This is a genomic window from uncultured Sphingomonas sp. (assembly GCF_946477935.1).
Classification (GTDB): Bacteria; Pseudomonadota; Alphaproteobacteria; order Sphingomonadales; family Sphingomonadaceae; genus Sphingomonas.
Genome location: NZ_CAMLAC010000039.1, coordinates 1 through 22,988 on the forward strand (window position 1 = coordinate 1; position 22,988 = coordinate 22,988).

Sequence of the window (22,988 nt, forward strand, 5' to 3'; positions counted from 1 at the left end):
GCGGTGGTCAGGAACGATCCACCCCCGGCTGCGCCCCCGCGCGAGCCGGCCTATTTCGACGCCGGGAGCGACTATCTGTGAGCACGCCTGCCGAACGCATTGCCAAGCTTGAAGAAGCCTTGGGCAACGGCGTCCTGACGATCGAGAGCGATGGGGAGCGCATCACCTATCGTTCCACGTCGGACCTGAAGGCCGCCATCTTCTACAATCGCGGGTTGCTCTCCGGCGGCGACGTGCAGCGTCCGGCCAGCACCCTCGCCGTGTTCGACCCGAGTTGATCCATGGCATTCGCTGACTGGATCGACGGCGCGATCGCGCCGATCGCCCCCGAGTGGGCGGCACGGCGGATGGCGGCGCGCGCCCGCCTCGACGTGGCGAGCTCGGCGCGTGATGGCATCCGCCAGTATGACGCAGCGGTGCGTGATCGTCGCACGCAGGGGTGGAGCCGTGCCGCCAGTTCGGCAGATGGGGAGAACGTCCAAGGCCGGCAGTCTCTCGCCTGGGCCGGTCATGACCTGGTGCGCAACAACAAGTATGCCGCTGCCGCGGTGCGTCAGCTGGTCGCGACGATCTGGGGCGACGGTATCGCCGTCCAGATCACCCACCCGGTCAAGCGCATCCAGCAGCGGGCGCAGGACAGCTGGAACCGCTGGGCGGAAGGTCGCGTCGACGGGTTCGGTGACTGGTACGGTCACGGCAAGCTCGCCGTGCGTGAGATGGTGGTCGGTGGCGAAGGGCTGACGCTATGGCTGCCGGATCGCTCCGGCCCCAACGGGCAGCTCGTCGGCATGGAGGGCGCGCAGCTCGACACCAGCCGCAACATGCTGCTGCGCAACGGCGGTCGGATCGTCCAGGGCGTGCAGTTCGATGCGCATGGGTTGCGCGTCGGATATTGGCTCTATCCGGACCATCCGAACGACCCGATCCGGGGCGCAGGCAGCGTCCAGTCGCATTTCGTGCCGGTGGAGCATGTCGACCACCTGTTCGAGCGACTGCGCTTCCGGCAGACGCGGGGCGTTTCGTGGCTCGGCGCCGTAGCGATGACGCTTCGCGATGTCGGTGACATCGAGGACGCCAAGCGCCTTCAGGAAAAGGTGCAGGCCTGTCTCGCGCTGATCGTCCAGCCGGGCGAAGCGCAGTCGGGATCGCCTCTGGGGCAGCAGCTGCCCGGCGCCAACGACGCGCCGGGCAGGCCGTTGGAGGAGACGATGCGGCCCGGCATGATCGCGCGGCTTCGTCCCGGCGAGACCGCATCGGCCATCAACCCGACGCCCTCGTCCAACACGGTGGAGTTCATCCGTCAGCAGATGGCGGCGGTCTCGGCCAACATGGTGCCCTATCACCTGATGACGGGCGATGTGAGCCAAGCCAACTACTCCGGCCTGCGCGCCGCGATGAACGGCTCCTACGCCTTGGTCGACGATTGGCAGCAGAACGAGGTGATCCCGCTTCACTGCCGCCCGGCCGTCATGCGGCGGATGCAGCGGCTGTTCCTTGAGACGGGCGACCCGCGCTTCATGCAGGTCGGGATGACTTTCGCCCTGCCGATCCGGCGCATGGTCGATCCGGTCAAGGATCTGATGGGCGAGATCATGGAGATCCGCGCAGGCCTGAAGCTGCTCGGCACCGGCTTGGCGGAGCGCGGCATCAACGCCGATGAACACATGGCTGCCGTCAAGGCGATGAACGACACGATCGACCGGCTTGGCCTCGCGCTCGACAGCGACCCGCGCCGCGTCACGGACAGCGGCATCCTGCAGGTGCCGTCCGGATTCCTGGCTCCCAAGGAGTAGAACATGAAAATTGGACTGATTGGCGCCGTGCCCGCGGCGATCGACGCCGCGCGCCTAGTCGCCATGGCGGACGGCGCGCGGTCGTTCCCCGCGGTCATGCAAGGCCATCGGCTGGAGGCTGGAGAACGGCTGGCCAGCAACACCGGCTATGACGCCGCCACTCGCACGGTCGAGCTGATCACGGCCACGGAGACGCCGGTCCGCATGCCCGGTTGGCTCGTCGGTCTCGACTGCGAGTTCTACTACGAGATCCTCGACTGTTCCCCCGGCGCCGTCGACATGTCCCAGCTTGAAGCCGGCAACGCGCCACTGCTGGACACCCACGACCGCTTCCAGCTCGCGTCGCGGCTCGGCGTCGCCCGTCAGGCGCAGGTCGTGGCGGCGCAGGTCATCACCCGCTGTGCCTTCGGCCAGTCCGCGCGCGCTCGTGAGGTTGAGGCGGAGTTCGCCGGGGGCACCCCTCCCAAGGTCAGCGTCGGCTATCGGCGCAACCAGATGCTTCTCGACCGGATGGACGGCGACGTCCCGGTCTACCGCGTTACCAGCTGGACCCTCACCGAGGTCTCGCTGGTGTCGATCGCGGCCGATCCCGATGCAGGGGCCCGGTCGGCGCAAGAATCCACCGGCCCCTGCCCCATCACGGAGACCTCTATGCGTAATCTGCCTTCCGGCCTGCCGCTGGCCGCGGTTGCCTCCACTCTTGCTGTCGCGGCGGCAGACGGTGCCCGCTCGCTCGGCGACGGCATCGCCACCCGCGGTCCGACGCCGCAGCCGCTGCCGAACCCCGCGCCGATCGTCGCTACGCCGGCTCCGGCGCCTGCTCCCACGCCGGCGCCCGCACCCGCTCCAAGCCCTGCTCCCGCTCCGACCCCTGCGCCTGCGCCTGCGCCGGCTCCCGCGCCCTCAGCGCCCGGCACCGAAGCCGGTCGCTCGGCCGTGGATCGGTTCACCGGAACCGCTGCCTTGGCACTGATCGATCAGGCGCGCGGGTTCGGCGACGCCGTGGTGACTCGCGCGCAGGAGCTCATCCAGCAGAATGAGCGCGGCGAGATCAGCACGGACGGCGCCCGCGCGGCGTTGCTGACGGCCGCGGCCGATGCGCAGCGCACGGCCACGAGCGGCATCACCACCGGCGGTCGCGCGATCGAGGTCACCGGCGATCAGCGTGACCGTTTTCGGCAGGGTGCTGCGAACAGCATCATCCAGCGCGCCGGCTTGGGTCAGCTGATCGCGGACGGTGCGCGTGCCCGAGGCCAGCAGGCACCCGACCTCGACCCCGGCGAGTTCCGCGGCATCCGTAACGCCGAGTTGGCGCGCATGTCGCTGGAGCGGTGTGGCCAGCGGGTCGATAGCTGGGACCGCGATCTCGTTGTCGGTCAGGCGATGGCGCTGCGCATGGGCCCCTACCAGTCGACCAGCGATTTCCCGGTCATCCTGGAGGAAGTCGTCAACCGGGTGCTCCAGGCAGCCTATGCCACCACCCCGGACACGTGGCGCCAGTTCGCCGGCGTCGGCTCGGTCAGCGACTTCAAGGCGACCGCGCAGATCCTGCTCGGCGCGTTCGGTGCGCTCGATCCGCTGCTGGAGAACGGCGAGGTCAAGAACAAGCCGATCCCGGACGGCGCGAAGGCGACCATCCAGGCGACGACGCGCGCCAACATCATCGCCCTGACCCGGCAGGCGATCGTCAACGACGACCTCGGCGCCTTCAACGATCTGGCCGTCGCGCTCGGCCGCGCAGGCAAGCTGTCGATCGAACTGGACGTCTACCGCCTGCTCGCGCTGAACAACGGGCTCGGCCCGGTGATGGGTGACGGCAAGACGCTGTTCCACGCCGATCACAAGAACATCGTGGCGGGCGCAGGGCTGTCGATCGACCAGATCGAGGCGATGGACATCCTCTTCGCCGATCAGACCGATCTCAGCGGCGAGGAAAAGCTCGACCTTCGCCTGTCGGTGCTGCTGACCCCCTATGCCTACAAGGGGCAGGCCACGATTCTCAACACCGCCGATCAGGGTCTCGATCCGACTGGCAAGCTCCTGATCCCGAACCGGGTGAAGGGCACGTTCGATACCATCGTGGGTGGCAAGCGTCTGAAGGGCAAGCGTCGCTACGGCTTCGCCGATCCTTCGATCGCACCTGCGCTCAAGGTGGTGTTCCTGAACGGCAATCAGGAGCCCACCGTGGAGAGCCGCGACGGCTGGCGGACCGATGGCACCGAATGGCGGGTCAAGTTCGACTACGGCGTCGGCGCCATCGACTGGCGCACCGCCGTCACCGACGCAGGCGAGTAAGCCTCGCTGATCCCCAAGAACCACCTGTGACCGCCGGCAGCAGCGCTGTCGGCGGGGAGATCGACCATGAACAACTTCCGTCACCCCGGTAAGACGCTGGACTTCGTCGCTCCCGCTGCCGGCGTCGTGTCCGGCCAGCCGCAGCTGCGCGGCACCATCCTCCACATCCCCGGCAAGAGCGCCAAGGAAGGCGAGGCCTATCCCGGCACGATCGAGGGCGTCTTCAATCTGCCCTGCGCCGCCAACACCGCATGGGAGGCCAGCGCCACGCCCCTCTATTGGGACGCCGCCAACAAGCGGGTCACCACCAGTGCCAACGGCAACGCGTTGATCGGCGTGGCCGCTGCGGACAAGCCTGCTGCTGCCAACAGCGGCGACGTCAAGCTGCTCCCGCAGGTCGGCGTCAAGCCGGCAGCGGCGTAAGGCGGCCGGGCGGTGGGCTTCTCCGAACGCCGTCGGTTCCTGGTGGATGCCGGTTTCGAGGAGTTCGGGGAGCCTGCCGAATACATCGACGTGACCGCGGGCACGAAGCTGCCCGTGGTCATCCGGCGCCGTGATCGGGACGAAGAGGACCGCTTCGGCAACGTCAGCATCAAGTCGCGGTCGATCATCTTCCGGGTCCGCTCGTGGCAGGTGCGCCAGCCCCAGCCCGGAGACCTGATTGGGGTATCGGGCGGAGATCTCGCCGGCCTCTACGAGGTCCGGCCGGACCCGATGCTCGACGCCAAGGGCGTCTGGGACTGCCCCGTTGAGAGGCGGGCGCAATGACCTGGTCGTGCAAGTCGGAAGGCTTCGACAAGCTCGACCGGCAGATGGCCAAGATGGCGAGCGGCATCCCGCAGGACCGGCAGCGGGACGTGCTGCATCGTGGCGGTCAGCTGATCGTCGACGAGGCGCAGCGCCTGGCGCCGGTCCGCACGGGCGCGCTGCGGGACAGCATCCGCGTCACCGATGACCGCGAAGGCCTGCTCTACGGCAAGCTGAACGGCACCGGCATGTCAGTCTACATCGGTCCGGTCGGGTCGGTCGAAGATGGCGACGTCTACTACGCCAAATTCCAAGAGTTCGGGACGATCCACATGCGGGCTACGCCGTACATGCGCCCCGCGATCGCGTCGAAGCGGCCGGAGGCGGAGAAGCTGGTCCTGACGCTGCTGGCGCAGGACGTTCTGGGAATGGCGCAATGAGCATGAAGAATGCGCTGGAGCGGCGCCTCCTGGAGACGCGCGCCATCACCGATCGCGTCGGCGGGCGGGTCGGCTGGTCCCGCCGCCTCGACGGTCTGCCGGCGATCACCATGCAGGTCATCGCCGATCCGCGCCCACAGCATCTGAAGGGCTTCCAGCGCACGCGTGCCACGCAGGTGCAGCTCGATGTCTGGGCCGCGTCAGAGGACCAGGCGGAGGAGATCCGCGAGCTCTGCATCGAGCATCTTACGCCCGCTGCCCTGATCGACGGCATCAAGTTTCAGCGCGCCATGATCGACAACGTCCGGTCCGGCGCGGAGCCCGAGCAGTCGGGTCAGCCCCAACGTTCCCGCGGAGAGCTGTTCCGCGAGAGCATCGACTTCACCTTCACGCACAACGCCTGACAGGAGGCACTACCATGGACGCAAATGGCAATTCCGAAGCCGAGATCGGCTACGGCACCGGATTCTTCCTCGGCCTGACCGAGGCGACGCTGCTGGAGCTCGACGAGGTGACGAAGGTTCCGTTCGCCGAAGAGGTGGCGGATGATGTCGAGAAGACGCACTTCAAGTCGCGCGGCCGGCGCAAGGAATATGGCTCCGGCCTGATTGAGCCCGGCGAGGATACGCTGGAGCTGAACTACATCCCGGGCAGCCCCACCGACGCGCTGATCCGCGCGGCGCACCAGTCCGGCAAGCCGTATCTGTATGAGACCTACCTGCCGGCGCCCGCTGGTAAGTGGTGGAAGATCAGCGGCTATCTCATCGTGAAGTCGCGCGGGCGCAACGTGCCGATCGGGGACCGCATGACGCAATCGGTGAGCGTGCGCTTCACGGGCGAAAGCGCTGAGGCGACGGCCGCAGCGCAACGGGTCAAGGCGGGCGCCTGATGCGCGGGTCGATCCATTTCGAGGCGTTGGGGAAGAGCTTCACGCTCTTCCTCGGCAATGCCGCGCAGTGCGCCGTGGAGGAGCAGTTCGACCGCGGCTATTTCGCCGTCGTGGCCGACGCGATCCCGAACCTTTCGCCCGAGGACGCCTATGCGATGTCCGTGGCGATGTCGAACGGGACTATTCCGCCCGCGCCGGTCGCGGCGCGTGCCATGGAGGCGATGCGCGGTGTCCGTCAGTCGACGCTCCGCGCGCTCGCCTATCACGGGCTCCAGAAACACCATCCCGGCACGACGCTCGCCGACGTCAGCGACATCATCGACGACCTCGGCGATGATGCGTTCGGTGACGTGATGGGCCGCGCCCTCCGCGGTGCGCAGGGCGATCCGGCGAAAGAGGAGGATGGCGAGGACGCCGCCCCGGGAAAGCCGGAAAAGCCCAAGCCGATCCGCAAGCCAAAACAGACTGGGCGGACCTAGAACGGCAGTGGGTCGCCCTGTGCTGCCCTGGCCTGTTCTGGGATCAGACACCCGCCACCACCCGCGCCACGATCCTCGGCGCGATCGAGGCTCGACGTAGCGCGTACGAACAGGCGATGTACGGCGCGTGGCAGACCGAGCGGTTCGCCCGCGAGGACAAGCTGAAGCCGTTCAGCCAGTACGCGTCGAAGTCGAAGAAGACGAGCAAGGCAGGCGCGCGCCAGACGGCAGGCGAAATGTTGGCCGCGTTCCAGAACCGCGCCCAGGCGGGCGCGCCCATTGCAATCGAGATGGTCGACGGGCCCCGCCCGAGGAAGATGCTCGGTTAGCCGAGTAGCTTGGCCTTCTCTGCATCGAACTCTGCCTCGCTCAAGGCGCCCCGATCTCGAAGATCGGCGAGCCTAGCAAGATCATCGAGCCGGTTGGGCTCGGCTATTGGCGTCGTGGCGTGTTGCCCTTCTCGTGGCATCACTGCCGCCAAGAGGAGCGCCAAGGGCCCAAACAGAAGCCCTAGCAGGAGCAAAAGCGAAAAGCTGCGGCCTCGACCTTCGGCGATGAAGCCTGCGCCTAGTGCGCACAGTCCGCCAACGGCCAACCACACTGTCAAAATCGCCGCACTGTCGTTCATCGCCGCTCCTTCGTGCAGCGTGCTATACCGGAGAAATCACTTGCAGGCACTGCTGGCGTCGCTCGTCTTCTCGATGAGCGTCAAGGATCAGTCGTTTCGCGCCGCCATGGCGACGAATCGGCAGGAGGTCCGACGCACGCGTCAGGACTTCGACCAGCAGGGTGCTGGCATGGTCGCCGCGATGCAGAACGCTGCCCGGCGCGTGGACGAAGCCGCTATCGCGATGGTCGACCGCCTCAAGCAACTCGGCGACGAGGTGCAGCGGGCCGGCTTGGTGCTGACGGTGGGATTGAGCGTCCCTCTCGCGATGATGGGCAAGGCGTCGAAGGACACCGCCAGCGACTTCGAGACGGCCATGAACCTCGTCCACTCGGCGATGGTAAATGCCTCGCCCGGCGAATTGCTCAAGCTGCGCGATGCCGCACTGACGTTGGGGCCGGCATTCGGAAAGAGCGCGATCGAGGCGGCGGGCGCGATCGAGGCGCTGGCGAAGTCCGGCATGGATGCGGCGAGCATCCTTGGTGGCGGTTTGGAAAGCGCCCTGAAGCTGTCCGTCGTCGGACAGGCCGACCTTACCGCAGCGGCCGAGGCCACGACCGACATCGTGGCACAATTCCACATGTCTGCGTCGCAGCTGCCGACCGTCGTCGACAAGGTGACCGGCGCTTTGGACGCGTCGAAGATGAGCTTCGACGACTATCGCCTGGCAATCGGTCAGATGGGCGGTGTCGCTGGCGGCCTCGGCTACACCTTCGACGACATGAACACCGGATTGGCGGCGACGGCATCCTACTTCTCGGCAGGCTCCGACGCCGGCACATCGTTCAAGACGTTTCTGACCATGCTCAATCCGTCGTCTGAGCAGGCAGCGAAGGTCATGGAGAAGCTCGGTATCAAAACCGCGAAGACGCGCGGCGAGTTCTTCCAGGCGAACGGGCAGGCCAAGTCGCTCGGCGAAATCGCCGAGGTGCTGCGGCAAAGGCTGGGGAAGCTGAGCGATGCGTCCATGCAGGACGCGCTGACCACGATGTTCGGTACCGACGCCATGCGTACCGCAATCGCGCTGATGCGCGAGGGATCGGCTGGTATTGCCGACATGCAGAAACAGATCGAGAGCGTTACCGCGCAGCAGAAGCTCGACGTGCTGCTCGACGGCGAGGCGGCAGCCACGCAGCGGCTCGCAAGCTCTTGGGAGAAGCTGAAGATAGCCTTTGGCGAGGCCGGCATCCTCCAAGCGTTCACCCTGATGAAGGATGCCGCAGCGGGCACGTTGGCCGTGATCGGCAGCGCGCCGCCATGGTTCTTCAAGCTGGGCGTCGCGGTGGGTCTCGCGGCTGCTGCGCTGGGGCCGCTGACGCTGGCGGCGGTGAGCCTCGCCAAGATCGCTCTGCCCCTGCTCGCGCTGAGGCTCGGTCCGGTCGCCCTCGGCATGGCCGCAATCATCAATCCGGTGGGTGTGCTGATCAGCTTGCTGGGAAGGCTGGCACTGACGGCCGGTGCTGCGACTGTGGTCGGCCGGTTGGGCACTGCACTGATGGGCGTCGCCGGTCCGATCGGCTTGGCGGTGACCGGCCTGTCGCTGCTGATCCCTCTCCTGATGCGGCTGAGCCAAGCGTCCGTCGCGACGCAGCAGGCGCAGGAGGCATTGAACGCAGATCAAGCCAAGGGCCGGGACATCGTGATGCAGCTCGCCACGGCGACCGGCAAGGCGAAGGAGGAAGCGCTTGCCCACGCCAAGGCACTTCGCACGCAGCAGGTGCAGGCATTGGCGACAGCGCGTGCCAACGTCCTGGCGGCGCGGACCGTCTACATGCAGCAGCGCGCAGCCGAACAGTCGGGCGCGACGTCAACGCCTGTCGGCCGCGTCCTCCAGCTGATCAATGGTCGCGATCGAACAGGCGCGGCCAAGGACCTGGTCGCCGCGAACGACATCCTGTCGCAGCGCATGGCGGACCTGGACAGTCTCGACAAGGCAATCGCTGGCGCCGGTGCGGCCGAAGTGCCCAAGGTCGACATGAGCTTCGACGATCCGAAAAGAGAACGGGAGAAGAAGGGGCGGGACGCAGAGCGAGACGAAGCGGCATATCAGGACGAGCTAGGCCGGTCGCGCGTCGAGCTACTGCGCGCGCAGGCAGATCTCACCGAGAGCGCCCGGACGCGCTATGCTGCCGAGATCGCCTCACTCAACGAGGATCGGGCTTCGTATGCCCGCCAGTTGGAGATCGACAAGGGGCTGACGGATGCGAAGCGGGCCACGCTACTCGCTGCGCGGGACCAGACGATTGAGATCCAGCGGCAGGTCGCAGCGCAGGCGTTAGAGCGTGCGCTTCAGCAGGAGAGCTATGACCTAGCCCGCGCGGAGAACGAAGCGGCACAGGACGCACTGCGCCTCCGCTTCGATACGGCGGACAGCCTTGCCGGTCGACGCGACATCGCGCTGCGGCTGCTCGACCTTCAGCGAAAGCAGGAGGAAGCGGACATAGAACTGATCCTCGCCACGAAAGCGACGGCCTCGGCCGAATGGAGCAATGCGCGCGAGCGCAAGGATCAGTTGGACGGCATCTATGCCGATCGTCGTGCGGCCGTCGAGCGCGACAACGAAGGGCCGGGTGCCAGCTATATGCGCACCCTCACACGGTCGAGCGCGGCGATCCGCGAGGACATCGAAGCGGCACGGGTGGATGCGCTGCGGGGGTTCAACCAGGACCTGACCGACGCCATCATGGGGACGCAGAAGCTGGGCGACGCCTTCGCCAACATGGGCAAGCGCATCGTCGGGACATTGCTCGACATCGCCATCCAGCAGAACGTCATCAAGCCGATGGCCGAACGACTGTTCGGTGGAGGATCGGGCGGGTCGGCGGGTGGGCTATTCGGCCTTCTGGGCGGCATCTTTGGCGGTTCAAGACCCAATGCCGCGGTGACCGCCGCCTTCGGCACGGGCGCAGCAGGTACGGTGCCACTCGTCGCCGGCGACGGCGCCAACGGCTTGGATGCGATCTGGAAGCAGATCGGGGGAGCCTTCGGCGGTTTCCGCGCCAAGGGTGGCGGCATCAGTCCTTCCGACTGGTATGTGGTCGGCGAGCAAGGACCCGAGCTCTTCGCGCCGGGCGTGTCCGGCACGATCATCCCGAACGGTGGGCGCGGCGCAGGTCCTCGCCAGCAGCCGGCAATCGTCCAGTTGGCTGTCGAGGAGGGGGCCCTCTTCCGCCCCGTCGTGCGGCAGGAAGCCGGGACGGTCGCCGTCCAGACGACGCGCACCAAGGCCCGCGCAGATGCGCGCGCCCAGAGCCGGAGGCTCCGTTGATCGATCTCACCGAGATCCGGCTCGCCAACGCGACGCCGGCCGTCCTCGACTTCGGAGGCACGCTGACGCCCGCGCTCGGCGGGCCACGGCAGCGGATCAACCGGCTGGGCACGCGCTGGGCGTTCGAAATGGAGACCCCGCTGCTGGACGCCGAGCCCGATCTCCGCATCTGGGCATCGCGTCTCGCCCGCGCGAAGCTGGAGACCGGCCTTGTCTGGATACCGGAGCCGGATCTCGTCTTCGGTCCGGAGGGCGCGCCGCGGGTGGCGCAGGCCGTCGCGGGCGGCACGTCGCTGCCGCTGTCCGGTCTATCCGCTCGGCTCGCTATACCGGAGGGCAAGTGGCTGTCGATCATCCATGACGGCCGGCGCTGCGTCTATCAGGTCGCGCGCGACACGGCCGCGACAGCCGGTGGCACTGCGACACTGCCGATCTTTCCGATGCTGCGCACAATGCTCGTGCCCGGCGACGTCGTCGAGCTCGCCGTGCCGAAGGTGCAAGGCGAGATCGAGGGCGACTTCTCGTGGGACGTGCCGGTCGGCCGGTTCGCTTCCCTGTCTTTCACGATCGCGGAGGAAGAATAGTGATCATTCGCATTGCTGATGCGCCTGCGATCGATGGCGCGCGCGCCCTGCTGCTCTGTGATGACGGTGGTGAGCCGCTGCCGATGCAGCAGGCGACCATCCTTCGGCAGCAGATAGGAGAGATGTCGACCATCACGGTGACGTTTCTCGTTGATGGCGATGCCATCCGCTTCGAAGCCGGCGAATGACCCCCCAGATGGAGGCCGCCTTCGCCGGGCGGCGCGTACTCCTCGCGGGGCTGCTGCGCATCGTGCTGCCGGACCACACGATCCGGCTGTGCGACGGCTCCGGCGTCGTGACGTGGGGACAAGAGGTCTTCACCGGCCGCGACCCGCGCTTCGGCACTATCGGCGAGGTCGAGGAACTGGTCGAGGCGGTGGGCGATTCGATCCCCGGGCTGGAGCTGTCACTCCTGCCCCCGACGACGTCGGCCGCAGTGACGCTGTCCTCGGCCGCGATGCAGGGCGCGCCAGTGCGCGTGTGGCTGGCGGTGGTCGACGAGACCACCGGCGCCGTCCTGCCCGATCCCGAACTGTTGTTCGCGGGCGAGCTCGACGTGCCCTTCCTTGAGGTCGACCAGGGCACGCGCAAGCTGAACCTGTCGATTGCCAGCGCGTGGGAGCGGCTGTTCGAACCGAACGAGGGTGCGACCCTCTCGGACAGCTTCCACCGCTCGATCTTCCCGGCAGAGCGCGGGCTGAAGCACACGGTCGAGACCCAGATCGAAAAGCTCTGGGGACCGGGCGAGAAGCCCCCTGCCCTCACCTCCGTGCCCGACTTCCCCCGGGGCGGCGTCCAGGCGTACTTCTGACATGCACGATCTCGAACGACGCGCGCAGGCCGTGCGCGCCACCCTGTCGCATTGGCAGGGCAAGCCCTTCGCCTATGGCGCGGTCGACTGCGTGAAGGTCGGCGCGTGGCACCTGCGGCAGATGGGCCACCACCTGACGCTGGGGCTCGCCAAGGCCGGCACCTACCGCTCGGCCAAGGGCGCCAAGCGGGCACTGACGCGCGCGGGTCACGACAGCGTCGCGGCCGCGCTGCTGGCGGCCGGGCTGGAGCAGATCCCGCTCGCCATGGCGCTGCCGGGCGACCTCGTGCTGGCCGAAGGCTCGCACGGCCTGGAGTCGGTCGGCATCCTGATCGGCAACGGCGCCATCGCCGGCTTCCACGAGGATGCCCCCGACGCCGGCCTTCAGGTGATCCGTCTCAACAGCTTCGCTCCCGTGGAGGCATGGCGCGCGTGAGTACCTTTTTCCGCGTGATCGGCACGGTGGCGAGCATCGTGGCCGTCATCCCCAGCCCGATCCAGCCGATCGCCGCTGCGGTCGCGGTCGGCGCCAACATCGGCTCGGCCGTCACCGCCAAGCGGCCGGCGAACGACCAGCAGGGCCGCCAGTTGCAGTTCAAGATCGGCGCCGACATGCCGATCCCCTTCGTCATGGGTCGCACCGCCGTGGGCGGATCGGTCGTCTACCGGGACACCTACGGCAAGGACAACAGCTACCAGACGTTCTTCATCGTCCTGTCCGCCTCGTCGGCGCTGACCGGCATCGGCGGGATCGAGTCCTTCACGGCCGACAAGGCGACGGTGCCCTTCGCCGGCATGGAGGCGACGGGCTATTTCGCAAAGTGGATGTGGCAGGACCGCCAGCTGGGCGTCGCGCCGGCGCCGGCCGCGCTGTCGAACGGCATCGCTCGCCCGCCCTACGGCTTCGCCGGCACGCCCCCGGGCTGGGGCGCGGACGCGAAGCTGTCCGGCTACGCCGCCACCTCGCTGTCGCTGCTCTACGACACCAAGGCCCGCCGCTATGCGCAGGGCGAACCGACGCCGTCGTGGATCGTGAAGGGCAATTTGGTCTATGACCCCCGCCGCGACAGCACCTATCCGGGCGGCTCTGGCCCCTGCCGGTGGGCGGACCCGTCGAACGTCGCCGCGTTCGATGCGGCACGCCGGACGTGGGTCTATTCGGACACGCCGGCGCTGCACGGACTTATGTGGCGGCTGGGCGTCTGGTGGCGCGACATGGCGGATGCCGCCTCGCGCTATCAGAAGATCATGGGCATCGGCGCGCCGATCGACATGATCGACCTCGCCGCGATCGTCCAGGCCGCGAATGTCCAGGAGGCCAACGGCTGGCGCATCGGCGGCGAGATCACCAGCGCGCAGGACAAGTGGGAAGTCCTGAAGCTGATCGAGCAGACGGGCGGCTGCGAGCCGATCGCCGTCGGCGCGATGATGTCCACGCTGGTGAAGGCGCCGCGCGTCTCGCTGCGCCGGATCACCGCGGCGGATCTGGCGGACGGCATGCTGTCGGCGCCGGGCGTGCGGCGTCGGTCGGAGCGGCTGAACGGCTTCCGCGCGCGCTTCCGGTCGGAGCCGCATGGCTGGGAGATCGTGCCGATCGATATCGTGCAGGTCCCGGCCTATGTAACCGAGGACGGGCGCGCCAGAACGGGCAGCGGCGACTTCAGCCTGTGCCCCGATCCTGACCAGTGCGCCGAGCTCGCGGCCTATGAGGTCTTTGATAGCCGCGAGCTGGAGCCGATCACGCTGCCGCTGAAGCCCTTCGCGGTCGCGTACCGTCTGGGCGACTGCCTGACGATCGATATCGAGGAGATCGGCCTCCAGAACCGCGACGTGATCGTGCGCGGACGCCGCGTCGATCCGGCGACCGGCATCGTCACGCTGACGCTGCGGACCGAGACGGCCGCCAAGCATCCGGCCGCGCTCGGCCTGACCGGCGAGACGCCGCCAACGCCGACGCTGACGGCCGATCCGGACAGCATCGCGGCGTCTGCTGCGGGATCGTGGACGCTGACGGCCGGCACCGCGGTGTCGAACGGGCTGACGGTCCCGGCGATCTACGTCGACGGCGCCGTCGACAACAGCAACGCGGATGGCATCGTCATCGAATATCGCCGCGTCGGCGACGGGACGTGGTCGTCAACCGGGCTGCTCCCGCCCGACACGCGTCAGCGCGCGATCACGCCGGTCGAGGCGGGCGTCTCCTATGAGGCGGTCGTGCGCTATCGCGGGCGCGGGATCTACAGCGATGGGCTGCTGATCGGGCCCGTTAGGACGCCGGACGCGTCGGCGGACTGGGAGACGGGCGTCGTCGGGCCAAAGAAGCCCGACGACAACGCCACGAACAGCGCCGACCCCGACAGCCCCTTCGGTCCTGACGGCACGGTAAAGGAAGCGATCGCCACGCTGGATCGGGTGAGCCCGATCGAGGTGAAGACCGAGCTTCTTGATTTGATCCAGGCGGACCAGGCGGCTGCGATCCGGCAGGCTGCGCGGGATAACGCCACCCTCGCCCGCGCGCTGCTCCGGGCCACGGACGAGTTGAACCGGACGCGAGAGGTTTTCCGGGACGCAGGCGTGACCGTGAACCCGGCGACTGGCGAAGTGCGCATCTATGCCGTTGATCAGGTCGCCGATCGCACGTCGCAGGCGGAAATCCGGCTGAACGCGGTGCAGTCGAGCCTCAACCTCCGCGTGACGCTCGACCAGCTGAACGAGGCAATCCTGAAGGCGCAGCTTGACCCCTCGGGGCAAGTCGATGTCGATGCGATCTTCTCGCGCCTGACCAACGTCGAGATTGGGCTGGACGGCGTCCGCGCCACCCTGCTGCTGAAGGCGGATGCCACTACGGTGACCGCACTGGGCGGGGTGGTGACGTCGGTATCGCAATCGCTGGACGCGCTGGCAGGCGTGGTCGAGACGAAGGCCAGCAGCACGGCCGTATCCGGCTTGATCGAGCGGGTGGGCAGCGTCGAGCAAACGATCCGCACGCTGGGCGACGTGTCGAGCATGTCGGTCGAACTGCGCCAGGCGCGGATCGCGGTCGGCAAGGCTGGGCAGGCGCTGCTCGCCGGCGTGGTGGCCAATGAGGAAGCCAATGCACGGCAGGTACTGGCGCTCTCTCAGGCGCGGCAGGAATTGCAGACCTTCACCACCGAAGGGCTGAAAGCGGAGGCGTTCGCGCGCACGCTGCTGACGGCAAGGGTGGGCGGCACCGAAGCATCGCTGGCGACCGAAATCCGCGTGCGCGCCGAGCAGAACGCAGCGCTGACCCAGAGCATCACCGAACAGGGCGTGCGGATCGGGCAGGTCGATGCCACCATCGTGGCGGTGCAGAAGGCGCAGGCGGGCGATCGCACGGCCAACGCGCAGGCGATCGAGCAACTGCGCGCCAGCATCACGGCAGCGGATGGAGAGGCCGCGGCAGTCGACGCTCGCGTGACGCGCCTCGCCGAGACGTCAGCCAGTGAGGACGCCGCGCTCGCGCGCCTGATCCAGCAGGTATCTGCTCGGATCAGCGGGCTTGGCGAAGTCGGGCTGGAGCAGGCGTTCCAAGCTGTGGTGAGCCGGCTCGGCAAGATCGAAGGCCGCTATACCGTGACGGTTGATGCCAACGGCAACCTCAGCGGCTTTCAACTGATCGGCTCAGATGCCGGCCCCGGCAGCCTCAACCTGATCAACACCAATCTTCGCATGGGCACCGGCCTGATCATCTGGAACGATGGCAACTTCATGGAGGTGAAGGGTATCGGCTTCGGCCGGAACCGTGATCTTCTGTCCTGGTACGGGCCGACGATGGCGATCGAGGCTTGCACGCGGGCCAACGGCCTGGAGTGGAAGGGCACCGACGGGCTGATCTACACCGCCGCGGCGATCAAGGCGGGCCCCTACGTCAACCGCGGCACGTCGACGCTGACCGCAGCCGATGCCTCGTTCACGCTTGGGCCGTTCACCAGCAACGGCGGGTCCAAGGCGGTGGTCGCCTCCTACACCTTCCGGCGCAACCGACAGGTGGCGCCGGGTGGTGGGGGCTCCGCGACCGGTGCGCCGTCCGCGACGCTGGTGCTGGAATATCAGTCGGGCCCCAATCTGTGGGCGCATGTCGCGACCATCCAGACCGGCAACCCCGTCGTGACCGTCATTCCCGCAACCGGAGAGGATCCCGGCGTGCTGGAAGAGGCCATGTCGGGCAGCGTCACCTGGACCGACACCCGAACGATGCTGGACGGATACCTCTACCGGTTGCGCCTGACGGCTCGCCAGCAGGCCAGCTTCACCGGTACGGCACAAGGCGCTGACAGCGTCACGCAATCGCTGTCGATCGTCTCGCAAGAATAACCTCTGGGGCCAGCGCGCGCGGCCCCGCCCCCTTCATCTGAGGACCTGCCATGACCTATTCTGTGGGTACGATCACGCTCACCAACGGGAGCCGGGTTGTCACCGGCGCCGGCACGAAGTTCGTCGCCAACGTGCTGCCCGGCTTCCTGCTGATCCCGGTGGGCGGCAGCGCTGCCGTCATCGCCGAGGTGAACAGCGACACGCAACTGACGCTCGCCCGTCCTTGGGTCGCGGCCACGCTCAACGGCACCGGCTATGACATCGTGGAAACGTCAGGCGGAGACGTCGACCTCTCCCTGCGCGCGCTGGCGATCCTCAACACGTTTGGCGCGGTACGCGACACAGTGGGCCAAGGGCTGTTTCCCGACGGGTCCCCTTCCGCTCCCGCCGGGCGATTTATCAACGATCAGGATACCGGCTGGCGGCGTGTAGTCGAAAACGTCCTAGCAATAGTGGCGGGTGGTGTGGATCGGCTTACCGTCGATAGTCAGGGTGCCGCAGTAATTGGTAACCGATTGGCGCTCAGCGGCGGGACTGCTTCGAACGTAAATTACTCGACCAACATCGCAAACTGGTCCGCCGGAGTCGCTGATGGTTCGAACCGTTGGCGCGTCAGCGAAAACCAGTTCGGAAGCGAGATGCTGACTATCTCGGCCGGCGGTACGGTAGGTATCGGCTCGGCTTCGCCTCAGGCCCGCCTGCACGTGCTCGGTAACAACACCACCTTCCGTTTGGAGAGCGCGAACGCCGGAGCGACGGATACGCAGATTGCGATCGTCACGCCAAACCGGCAGTGGAATATCGGCCAGAACGTCGGTGGAAGCGGCGTCGGAAATCTGAACTTTTTCGACGTGTCGGCTGGCGGTAATCGGTTGACGATCGACATGAACGGCGTCGTTCGCCCGGGGAACGACAATGGCCAGTCTCTCGGCGCCAGTACCTTCCGCTGGTCGGTGATCTACTCCGGCACCGGCTCTATCAACACCTCGGACAAGCGCGAAAAGAAGGACATCGGCGACATTCCAGCCGAGTGGCTGGATGCCTGGGGCGACGTGCAGTGGCAGCGATTCCGCTTCCGTGATGCGGTGAAGGCCAAGGGCGAGGAAGCCCGCTGGCACCTGGGGCTGATCGCCCAGCAGGTACAGGAGGCATTCGCCGCGCGTGGCCTCGACGCCCGCGAGATCGGCCTGCTCTGCCACGATGAATGGGAGGCGACGCCCGCCGTCAAGGAAGTACGCGACGACGACGGCGAGATCGTCACCCACGCGCAGCCTGCCCGCAAGGCCGGCGATCGGTGGGGCCTGCGCTATGACGAATGTCAGGTGATCGAGGCGGCGTGGCAGCGTCGGCGTATTGGCGAGTTGGAAGCGGCCGTCGCAGCATTGGCGGCGCAGCACGACTGAAGGGGAATGGCCGGCGCCACGGGAGACGGCGCCGGCCGGGGGAGTGCCGCTGTAGCAAGCGACCGAGGCCCTTCTACCCAGGCATCCGTGACGGTCCCCTGACCACACCATGACAAATCCGCAATGTGGCGGATCGGAGTATCCCAAGATGCAGAACAGCAGCTTCGCGGCGAAGGCGGTCGCGGAAGGACCGCCGACGCTCGCCCCGCCCAGCTTCGACGGGCACGGGTGGCTCGTGGTCCTCAACCTTGCGGTGATGACGTTCGCGACCGTCGTTGCGGTGATGTTCGCCGTCGACGCGGTGCGCGCGTGGTGGCGCAACCGCAGGACGGACCTACCGTCGCATCCGGTGTCGATCTGGCGCTTGGCCGGCTTCTGCTTCGCGATGGGCATCGTCCTGACGCGCGGGTCCGACGCGATCGTGCTTTGGAACTGGGACCCCGACGATCCGGTGGCGACGGGCTGGTATCTGACGCTTCAGCGCTTCGTCGATCCGTTGGCGATGATCTTCGGGCTCTCGGGGCTGGCAATCCTCTATCTTTCTGCGCGCGGAATGGTCTGGTCACTTCGGCGTCGACCCTTCCCGATCGACATGTGGGCATCCGTGCCCATGCTTCGCCGGCCGGCATGCATCGCGCTGCTGAGCCTGATCGCGGCGATCGGCGTGGTCTCCACGCGATGATCTACAAAATGGGGGCAACCATGGGGGCGTTCATTCCTGTGGCAGCGGCTGCGATCGCGAGCGACAAGGGCGCGACGACGGCAACCAGCGTTCCACTGATCTGGCACTTCGCCGGCTATCCGTTCGAGGCCGGCAGCATGATCGCGGCGATCTGCGCATGCCTCGCCGTGCGCTTCTACGTCGCGCAGACCGACCGCCAGCAGCATCGCTGGACGGTCGACGCGCCGGTGACCGTCCTGGCGCTGCTGTTCACGGCCGGCGCGGTCATCCGCCTGCGGCCGGACCCGGCGCTGGCGCTGGTCTACGGCACCGGCCTTGGCGCGCTGGGCGTCGGCATCATCACGATCGCGCTGAACTTTGTCCGTTCGAAGCTGCCCGGCGCACAAGAATAGGGCCCGGCGCGCGATGGCGCCGGGCCCTAGTTTGAAAGGGTCGAGAAGCAAGGGGCATCGCTTCGCGTCCACTAACGTAAATCAATCCGGGACGTTCCCTCGCCATCATCTGAAAACAGCGGAGGCGGCGCCGCCAAATAAGCAACGGCGCCGCCCCAGCAACACCGCCAGGCCTTGAGGGAACACCTGGGCGGCAGCAGCGGGTATGCACGTCCGGCTGCCTAGTGTCTGATAAATTTCGAGAATTCTTGGCGTTGGTGCGATACCGAACCAAGCAGCAAACCGCACGAGTGCGGGGCGGCGCCATGGGGAACACAGGCCGCCCCTGACGCCATCCAGGTTTGAAGGGACCCGCGACGCTGAAGCCGCCCTAGGCTTGAGCGCCTGCACGGTCTCCCACCCAGGTTAATTTCGATCAAGAAGGAGGAAGCGCTGCACGCGGCGTGTACCGCCTCCCGATCGCAGTCGCTCACACACGACGCCATCGACGATGGGGCGGCTCTCCGCTTCCCACGAACAGCCGCCCCCACCGCCCACGTCCCAAGCCAAGGGAAGTCCGCGTGCGGTGCCCGGCAATCCTAACCTGTATCTCTCCACCTCGAAAGGACCGACATGAAGAACGAACCGGCGTGGCTTCGAGCCGCGCGGGCACGCATCGGCGTGCGCGAGACGCCCGGCACCGGCAACAGCCCGATCATCATGGGCTGGGCCAAGCGGCTGGGCGTGAAGGTGCTCGGCATCGCCTACAATGCCGACAGCGTGCCGTGGTGCGGCGTCTTTGTTGCGGAAGCGCTTACCGCCGGCGGGATCGACCTCGCGTCCGAAGGTCTGCACCGCATGCGCATCGCCGTGCGAGCGAAGGCGTGGGCGGACTGGGGCTCGGCGCTGCGGCCCGATCGCGTGGCGCCTGGTGCCGTCCTGGTCTTCGATCGCGCCGGGGGCGGCCATGTCGGCTTCTACGTCGGCGAGGATGATCGCCACTACCACGTCCTGGGCGGCAATCAGTCGGACGCCGTCAACGTGATGCGGCTTGCCAAGGACAGGTGCGTCGCGATCCGCTGGCCGCGAGGCGCGCCGGTGATCGGCGCGCCCGTCCGCATGACGGCCGTCGCTGGCGTGCCCGTGTCGAGGAACGAGGCATGACGGCCGCGCTGATCGCCTATGCGCTGATCGGCGCGATCGTCCTCGGATGGTTGCTGCACCAGCACCTGTCGTCGCGATACCGTCATGAGCGGGTGCCGCTGCACATCCTCGCCCTGATGCCGATCCTGTGGGGGGCGGTGCTACTCGGCTTCATGCTGCTCGCATGCGCATGGATCGTGCAGCTGCTCTGGATGCGGAGGGTCGGATGGTGACCGCCCTCGCCCTCCTGCGTCGCTTCTGGTGGGCGATCCCGATCATCGGGCTCACCTTGGCGCTGCTGGTCACCCGCGAGACGCTGGCGGACCGCACCGCCACGCTGTCGGCCGAAAGGCAGGCATGGACGGCCGAGATCGAACGGGCGGAACGGCAGCGCGCGGAGATCGAGAAGCGCAACGCCGATCGCATCTCCCAAGCGACCGCCACCTATGCCGATCGTCTCGCCGCGCGCGAGCCGATCATCCTGCGATCCACCAACACCGTGAGGGAATATGCGACGACTGATGCTGGCCGCCTTCGCTGCCGTGGCGCTGACCGGGTGCGTGCGATCGACGCGCTCGATGCCGAGCTCGCGGACCCTGCCCCGCCCACCGGCAGCAGCCCTAGTCCCGTGCCTGCCCACGCCCCAGCACCGGCAGGCTGACGGCAGCGCCACTGCGGCCGACGACGACGCGACGATCCGCGACGGGCGCTTCGATCTGGCCGCGTGCGAGGCGCGGCGCCGGCTGCTCGCGGAGGCATGGCCGCAGTGATTCGCGGTGCCTATGGCATCGCGGGGGCAAATTCAGCGATTTGGCGGGGGCAAACTCTGTTGCCGCTTCCACAAGAAACCGCAGTTTTCTGTGGTTGGTGACCCCTACGAGAATCGAACTCGTGTTTTCGCCGTGAGAGGGCGACGTCCTAACCGCTAGACGAAGGGGCCGTCCGGTGGAGGCGCGCTGTTATCCTTGGGGCCGTTTGGCGTCAAGCGAATTAGCGCGCTTTCCTGTGGATAAGTGGGGAAGCGGCCTTCCCCACTTATCCAGATTGCTCAGGCGGCGTCGCGGCGTCGCTCGGCCATTTCGGCGTTCAGCATTTCGGCGAGCAGGAAGGCCAACTCGATGCTCTGGCTGGCGTTCAGGCGCGGGTCGCAATGCGTGTGGTAACGGTCGGCCAGCGCCTGCTCGGTCACGTCGATCGCGCCGCCGGTGCATTCGGTGACGTTCTGGCCGGTCATCTCGGCATGGATGCCGCCGGCATGCGTGCCCTCTGCCCGGTGGACGGCGAAGAAGCCGCGCACTTCGGCCAGGATGCGATCGAAGGGTCGCGTCTTGTAGCCGGTGGCGGCCTTTACCGTGTTGCCGTGCATCGGGTCGCACGACCAGACCACGGGGTGGCCTTCGCGCTTCACCGCGCGGACCAGTTTGGGGAGCGCCGCCTCGATCTTGTCATAACCGTAGCGGGTGATGAGCGTCATGCGACCGGGCACGCGGCCCGGGTTGAGCGTGTCGAGCATGCGCAGCAGCGCGTCCGGTTCGAGCGAGGGGCCGCACTTCACGCCGATCGGGTTGCCGATGCCGCGCAGGAACTCGACATGGGCCGACCCCTCGAAGCGGGTACGGTCGCCAATCCACAGGAAATGGGCGGAGGTGTCGTACCAGTCGCCGGTCAGCGAGTCCTGCCGGGTCAGCGCCTGCTCGAAGGGGAGCAGCAGCGCCTCGTGGCTGGTGTAGAAATGCGTCTGCGACAGTTGCGGGACGGTTTCGGGATCGATCCCGCACGCCGCCATGAAGTCCAGCGCCTCGCCGATGCGGTTCGCAGTCTCGGTATATTTCTGCGCCCAGGGGCTGCGGCCCATGAAGTCGTGGGTCCAGCGATGAACCTGGTGGAGATTGGCATAGCCGCCTTGCGCAAACGCACGCAGCAGGTTCAGCGTCGCCGCCGACTGGGCATAGGCGCGCAGCATCCGCTGCGGATCGGGAATGCGCGATGCGGCGGTGAAGGCGATGTCGTTGACATTGTCGCCGCGGTAGCTGGGCAGCTCGACGCCATCGATCGTCTCGGTCGGCGTGGAGCGCGGCTTGGCGAACTGGCCGGCCATGCGGCCGAGCTTCACCACCGGCAGCTTGGACGCGAAGGTGAGGACGACCGCCATCTGGAGGATGACGCGGAACGTGTCGCGGATGTTGTTCGCGCTATGCTCGGCAAAGCTTTCCGCACAGTCGCCGCCCTGGAGCAGGAAACCACGGCCCTCCGCCACCTCGCCCAACGATGCCGTCAGGTTGCGCGCCTCGCCCGCAAAGACGAGCGGCGGATAGCTGGCGAGCGCGTCGGTCGCCTGCGTCAGGGCGGCGGCGTCGGGATAGTCGGGAAGCTGACGGGCTTCGGCGGTGGTCCAGCTATTGGGGGCCCAGTTCGCGGCCATGGCGATCACTTTCTTCACATTCGATTGTCGGCCCCCATGCGCCGATTCTTCGCCTTGCGCAACGAAGATGGCCTTTTACCCCCTGCCCCGCGCGCAATGTTGCGCGGGCGCGACGGGGCTTCCGGTCGCCGCGCGTGCGGGGTAACCAGGCGGGCATGAGAATGATGCTCGCCGCCGCCGCGCTGCTCGTGGCGCTGCCCGCGCCCGCCTCCGCACAGGAAACGCCCGAACAGTTCGCCGCCCTGCGCGACGTGGACATGCGGCTGGCCGGCATCGCGTGGCGGCTGGCGACCGCCAACCGGGCCTTGTGCCGCGATCTGGCGCCGGTGCCGGGCATCGCGATCCATGCCATCGACCAGTATGATCCGGCGTTGCGGGCGGGCCTGCCCGCGATCTTCGGGTTCGAGACGCCGGTGGCGGTGGAGGGCGTCGTCCCGCAAAGCGCCGCGGCGCGCGCCGGCGTGCGACCGAACGAGGGGGTGAGCGCGGTGGCCGGTCAGGCGCTGGCGGCCAGTCCGGCCGGGCGGACGCAGGCGAGCAGCGCGACGCGCGACGCCGCCGCCGCCATGATCGCGCGGCAACCGGCGGATGCGCCGCTGGCGTTGACGCTGGTGCGGGACGGGCGGACGCGCACGGTGACGGTGCCCCCCCCCCCCCGG

The 22,988-nt window shown here is 67.6% G+C and carries 24 protein-coding genes, 1 tRNA gene and 1 pseudogene; 23 read left to right on the top strand and 3 right to left on the bottom strand.

Annotated elements, in window-relative coordinates:
- The first annotated feature begins 77 nt into the window (after positions 1-77).
- From Q0U08_RS06365 to Q0U08_RS06410, 10 genes are all read left to right on the top strand, one after another.
- Positions 78-278, top strand: coding sequence for a hypothetical protein (locus Q0U08_RS06365; RefSeq protein ID WP_298090435.1), 201 nt, complete (start codon positions 78-80; stop codon positions 276-278).
- A gap of 3 nt (positions 279-281) precedes the next feature.
- A complete protein-coding gene (locus Q0U08_RS06370; RefSeq protein WP_298090436.1) occupies positions 282-1,793 on the top strand; it encodes a phage portal protein in 1,512 nt (503 codons plus the stop codon).
- A gap of 27 nt (positions 1,794-1,820) precedes the next feature.
- Positions 1,821-4,088, top strand: a complete 2,268-nt coding sequence (locus Q0U08_RS06375) for an HK97 family phage prohead protease (RefSeq protein WP_298090437.1) — start codon at positions 1,821-1,823, stop codon at positions 4,086-4,088.
- A 66-nt stretch (positions 4,089-4,154) separates the two neighbouring features.
- Entirely contained in the window at positions 4,155-4,511 is a 357-nt protein-coding gene (locus Q0U08_RS06380) for a DUF2190 family protein (protein ID WP_298090438.1), read from the top strand.
- A 12-nt stretch (positions 4,512-4,523) separates the two neighbouring features.
- Positions 4,524-4,856, top strand: coding sequence for a hypothetical protein (locus Q0U08_RS06385; protein ID WP_298090439.1), 333 nt, complete (start codon positions 4,524-4,526; stop codon positions 4,854-4,856).
- The gene (locus Q0U08_RS06390; protein WP_298090440.1) at positions 4,853-5,275 is read left to right on the top strand and encodes an HK97-gp10 family putative phage morphogenesis protein; all 423 of its coding nucleotides are present in this window, start codon (positions 4,853-4,855) and stop codon (positions 5,273-5,275) included. Before Q0U08_RS06385 ends, Q0U08_RS06390 begins: the two co-directional genes overlap by 4 nt.
- 2 nt (positions 5,276-5,277) lie before the next feature.
- The gene (locus Q0U08_RS06395; protein WP_298090441.1) at positions 5,278-5,679 is read left to right on the top strand and encodes a DUF3168 domain-containing protein; all 402 of its coding nucleotides are present in this window, start codon (positions 5,278-5,280) and stop codon (positions 5,677-5,679) included.
- 14 nt (positions 5,680-5,693) lie between these two features.
- Positions 5,694-6,164: a phage tail tube protein gene (locus Q0U08_RS06400; protein ID WP_298090442.1), complete on the top strand. Its 471-nt coding sequence runs from the start codon at positions 5,694-5,696 to the stop codon at positions 6,162-6,164.
- Positions 6,164-6,643 (top strand): hypothetical protein, encoded by a 480-nt coding sequence (locus Q0U08_RS06405; protein ID WP_298090443.1) that lies wholly within the window; start codon positions 6,164-6,166, stop codon positions 6,641-6,643. Before Q0U08_RS06400 ends, Q0U08_RS06405 begins: the two co-directional genes overlap by 1 nt.
- Before the next feature lie 116 nt (positions 6,644-6,759).
- Positions 6,760-6,972, top strand: a complete 213-nt coding sequence (locus Q0U08_RS06410; protein ID WP_298090445.1) for a hypothetical protein — start codon at positions 6,760-6,762, stop codon at positions 6,970-6,972.
- Here the strand turns inward: Q0U08_RS06410 and Q0U08_RS06415 are convergent.
- On the bottom strand, positions 6,969-7,271 hold the full coding sequence (locus Q0U08_RS06415; RefSeq protein ID WP_298090447.1) for an SHOCT domain-containing protein: 303 nt from the start codon (positions 7,269-7,271) through the stop codon (positions 6,969-6,971). The genes Q0U08_RS06410 and Q0U08_RS06415 overlap by 4 nt on opposite strands.
- A gap of 40 nt (positions 7,272-7,311) precedes the next feature.
- Between Q0U08_RS06415 and Q0U08_RS06420 the strand changes: the two genes are divergently transcribed.
- The 12 genes from Q0U08_RS06420 to Q0U08_RS06475 all read left to right on the top strand — a co-directional run bounded on the left by Q0U08_RS06420 (position 7,312) and on the right by Q0U08_RS06475 (position 20,568).
- Positions 7,312-10,578 (top strand): phage tail tape measure protein, encoded by a 3,267-nt coding sequence (locus tag Q0U08_RS06420; protein ID WP_298090449.1) that lies wholly within the window; start codon positions 7,312-7,314, stop codon positions 10,576-10,578.
- Positions 10,575-11,162 (top strand): hypothetical protein, encoded by a 588-nt coding sequence (locus tag Q0U08_RS06425; RefSeq protein ID WP_298090451.1) that lies wholly within the window; start codon positions 10,575-10,577, stop codon positions 11,160-11,162. The genes Q0U08_RS06420 and Q0U08_RS06425 overlap by 4 nt, the downstream gene beginning before the upstream one ends.
- A complete protein-coding gene (locus Q0U08_RS06430) occupies positions 11,162-11,350 on the top strand; it encodes a hypothetical protein (RefSeq protein ID WP_298090452.1) in 189 nt (62 codons plus the stop codon). Before Q0U08_RS06425 ends, Q0U08_RS06430 begins: the two co-directional genes overlap by 1 nt.
- On the top strand, positions 11,347-11,973 hold the full coding sequence (locus Q0U08_RS06435; RefSeq protein WP_298090453.1) for a hypothetical protein: 627 nt from the start codon (positions 11,347-11,349) through the stop codon (positions 11,971-11,973). Before Q0U08_RS06430 ends, Q0U08_RS06435 begins: the two co-directional genes overlap by 4 nt.
- A gap of 1 nt (position 11,974) precedes the next feature.
- On the top strand, positions 11,975-12,409 hold the full coding sequence (locus Q0U08_RS06440) for a hypothetical protein (protein ID WP_298090454.1): 435 nt from the start codon (positions 11,975-11,977) through the stop codon (positions 12,407-12,409).
- Positions 12,406-16,308 (top strand): hypothetical protein, encoded by a 3,903-nt coding sequence (locus tag Q0U08_RS06445; RefSeq protein ID WP_298090456.1) that lies wholly within the window; start codon positions 12,406-12,408, stop codon positions 16,306-16,308. The genes Q0U08_RS06440 and Q0U08_RS06445 overlap by 4 nt, the downstream gene beginning before the upstream one ends.
- Before the next feature lie 50 nt (positions 16,309-16,358).
- A complete protein-coding gene (locus Q0U08_RS06450) occupies positions 16,359-17,711 on the top strand; it encodes a tail fiber domain-containing protein (RefSeq protein WP_298090458.1) in 1,353 nt (450 codons plus the stop codon).
- Between the two features lie 148 nt (positions 17,712-17,859).
- Positions 17,860-18,393 carry a hypothetical protein gene (locus Q0U08_RS06455; RefSeq protein ID WP_298090460.1) on the top strand — a complete coding sequence of 178 codons (534 nt, stop codon included), beginning with the start codon at positions 17,860-17,862 and terminating at the stop codon, positions 18,391-18,393.
- A 20-nt stretch (positions 18,394-18,413) separates the two neighbouring features.
- Positions 18,414-18,785, top strand: a complete 372-nt coding sequence (locus tag Q0U08_RS06460) for a hypothetical protein (protein ID WP_240313672.1) — start codon at positions 18,414-18,416, stop codon at positions 18,783-18,785.
- 612 nt (positions 18,786-19,397) lie between these two features.
- A complete protein-coding gene (locus Q0U08_RS06465) occupies positions 19,398-19,928 on the top strand; it encodes a TIGR02594 family protein (protein WP_298090461.1) in 531 nt (176 codons plus the stop codon).
- Entirely contained in the window at positions 19,925-20,140 is a 216-nt protein-coding gene (locus Q0U08_RS06470; RefSeq protein ID WP_298090463.1) for a hypothetical protein, read from the top strand. The genes Q0U08_RS06465 and Q0U08_RS06470 overlap by 4 nt, the downstream gene beginning before the upstream one ends.
- Positions 20,134-20,568: a hypothetical protein gene (locus tag Q0U08_RS06475; RefSeq protein ID WP_298090464.1), complete on the top strand. Its 435-nt coding sequence runs from the start codon at positions 20,134-20,136 to the stop codon at positions 20,566-20,568. The genes Q0U08_RS06470 and Q0U08_RS06475 overlap by 7 nt, the downstream gene beginning before the upstream one ends.
- A 204-nt stretch (positions 20,569-20,772) precedes the next feature.
- Here Q0U08_RS06475 and Q0U08_RS06480 read toward each other — a convergent pair.
- A tRNA-Glu gene (locus Q0U08_RS06480) sits at positions 20,773-20,847 on the bottom strand.
- Positions 20,848-20,955: 108 nt separating this feature from the next.
- On the bottom strand, positions 20,956-22,329 hold the full coding sequence (locus tag Q0U08_RS06485; protein ID WP_298090465.1) for a class II 3-deoxy-7-phosphoheptulonate synthase: 1,374 nt from the start codon (positions 22,327-22,329) through the stop codon (positions 20,956-20,958).
- A 155-nt stretch (positions 22,330-22,484) separates the two neighbouring features.
- Here Q0U08_RS06485 and Q0U08_RS06490 point away from each other — a divergent pair.
- Positions 22,485-22,988: pseudogene (locus Q0U08_RS06490) on the top strand (peptidase M48 family protein); the annotation flags it as partial.